A 2,600-nucleotide genomic window follows, 5' to 3' on the forward strand; every position below is an offset into this window, starting at 1 on the left:
ATCATGGTATAAAGTTCATTGTAATTTCTATAAAACTGCTCATTAAATTTCATAATTGCCATTTTGAAATATTAATTTCTATTTCTACTAATTTTAGTAATAACAACCTTAGTAGCAGAATTAATTTTCACCCTCCAATCCTAATTATCATGTCGCATAAACCACCTATATCCATCTCAATTATACTCCCCTCTATGTAAGAATAAAAGCGTATTATTAAATTCGTTTTGCATGTTTCGGTGATAGTTCTTTCCGCAATTCCTCATTGTATATCTCCCCCTTCGGATTAAATCCATGAATCATAAGCTCCGCTGACATATTCTCCGGTATGTTCCCAACCACATTTACATCATGCAGATTTTCAACCAATTCACAAACCTTTTGAATAGCAGTTTCTTCCGCATTGATCTCCGGATAATAACGCAACATATCCAAATCCATCTTCTTGCCAGACACCAGATCCATCTGCGCATCTTCCATTCCCGTCTGCCCCGGCTTATGTATCTGAATACCAATGCTTGGAATACCGTTAAGAGGACCTTTTTGATACTCTTTCCAAAGAGCAATGGCTTCTTCTGCATTTGAAATGTCATCCCAGTATCTTCCCAGGGAATGAAACTCACCACACTCAGCCACGGTAAATGTGATTTCTGCTCTCTCCAGTTTTTCTGCAAAGAAATCCTCAACTTCACAGAAACCAAAGGAATCTACATAGAATGCTTTCTTATCACCCACGGATTCCAAAACGATCACATCACTTACCGACAGGGAATGGCCGGTAAAATCCTCCGGACGGTGGAGATTAAACCGTTCATACAAAGTATCCAGTGTTTCTCCGGGCTTTAATTTCCCCTGGTACTTTGATTCATAATCACTGACATTTACCTGCAATCCTGTCTCCTGCACATAATTCATGCCCCAAAAACGGTACTGTTCTCCGTTGCTTCCGTCCTTGATCTGCAAAATTTCATAAGTAACCGGTGATGTTCCGTGGTAAGATGCTTCTTCTTTTACACCGTCTGCCACATGGGAAATCAAATGTGCATAATGGCTTGGTTCAAACAGTTCCGGCACATTTTCCCGGATACTAAAAGTCTCTCCAGTCCCCCCTGCCACAATGATGTGGTCATAAAATGCAATGTCTAACAGAAAACTGGCATACATCATCTTTTCCGTCACATCACGATCCATCCTGCTCATCTGAAGATCCGAGGACGGATGATTGTGGAGCATGATCATCCCAGCAGCATTACAGAGTATGGCTGTTTTATATAATTCTCTTCCGGTTACCAGGGAAGCATTAACACTCCCGATACTGACCACATTGAAATTGATGGGACGCCCCTTGCCATCCAGATTGACAACACAAACCTCTTCCCGGTCAAGTTCTGCTAATACCGGTGCCAGAACAGAAACCGCTTTTTCCGGTGTATCTATGCGTTCCATACTGAATACCCCTGCTTTATCCGTCAGTTTTAACCGCACTTCCACCTGTTTTAACTCATGCTGCATCCGACACCACCTCCACTGTTATCACTAACATCGTATTCTCCTCTTTTTGTTCGATTAGCTGTTTCAGTTCCTCCAATGAGTGGATCACAATACCTGTCTGCTCTTTTTTACTCATATCTCAATTCCTTTCCTGACTAATGAATTCTTCCAGAATGTTTCATCGGTTCATGGCTTTGTTCCGGCAGCCCTGACTGCAAAGTATTCTTTTCTTCCTGCACATCAACCGCCGGCTCTAAATCCAATTCCAGATTCTTTTTCAGGTTTCTTTCCGGAACACATCTGCTAAATTTATGTTCTTTTGCATCGTACTGGTAGATGTTATCCGATAAATATTCATCTTCCGACACACACTTGGCGTTTACCGCATTTACCATATCTGTAAGTTCTCTTGGACTTACATTTACTCTTTTAGGCACAATAATTACTTCATGCACAGACGAGGGAAGAACATAATAATCTCCTCCCACTTGATCCGCCACCATCTGCTGAACCTTTTCATTGATAATGCATACAGCACCATTTATCTTGAACTCGTTGCTCAGATAATACATCTCCATCCCGCCGTTTGAAATTATCTCCCCGGCATGCTCTCTTGCCTCTTCATCTGAGAGTCCCTCCCGTTCTGATAAACCGTCTGCAATAACCTCTTCCGCTGTATCCATAAGTGATACACATACTACCGGGGAGAACTGTTCCAAATTTTCCATTGCCAGTGCATGCAATTCTTCTAGTGTAACTCCATATTTTTCCATCAAAAAGTTTGTAATCATAAGGGAACTCATAGAATACGAATCTCCAAGCACCCTTATATAGTATGTAAGACGAACCGTATTGGCATAATCACTATACATCGGAGCTTCCAAATTACCTTCCGACATATCAATAAAAATCTTTTTAACACCTTCATTCAACTCTCGAACCCAACCAAACTCCGTTAATACTCTTGAAATTTTAGGATTTCTTGAAAAACGTGTTTCTCTATAATGGACTCGTAAATTAAGGCACTGAAAGCGACATTTCTTAATGAATCTGATATACTATAATCACCAAAAGAAAGAAGGTACTTATTATGTCCAGATCAAGAAGAA

Annotated in this window: 3 protein-coding genes; all 3 read right to left on the minus strand. The window is 40.5% G+C overall.

Going from position 1 to position 2,600, the window contains the following annotated elements:
- Nucleotides 1–216 precede the first annotated feature (216 nt).
- The 3 genes from DXA20_RS15850 to DXA20_RS15855 are packed head-to-tail and all read right to left on the minus strand — an operon-like array spanning nt 217 to nt 2,546.
- Nucleotides 217–1,512, minus strand: coding sequence for a JAB domain-containing protein (locus DXA20_RS15850; RefSeq protein ID WP_118562093.1), 1,296 nt, complete (start codon nt 1,510–1,512; stop codon nt 217–219).
- Nucleotides 1,502–1,627, minus strand: coding sequence for a hypothetical protein (locus tag DXA20_RS17255; RefSeq protein WP_279222386.1), 126 nt, complete (start codon nt 1,625–1,627; stop codon nt 1,502–1,504). The genes DXA20_RS15850 and DXA20_RS17255 overlap by 11 nt, the downstream gene beginning before the upstream one ends.
- Nucleotides 1,628–1,646: 19 nt before the next feature.
- Nucleotides 1,647–2,546 (minus strand): DUF5688 family protein, encoded by a 900-nt coding sequence (locus DXA20_RS15855; RefSeq protein WP_118562095.1) that lies wholly within the window; start codon nt 2,544–2,546, stop codon nt 1,647–1,649.
- Between the last annotated feature and the right edge of the window lie 54 nt (nt 2,547–2,600).

The sequence above is a fragment of the Roseburia sp. AM59-24XD genome (assembly GCF_003478445.1).
Taxonomy (GTDB): Bacteria; Bacillota; Clostridia; order Lachnospirales; family Lachnospiraceae; genus Jutongia.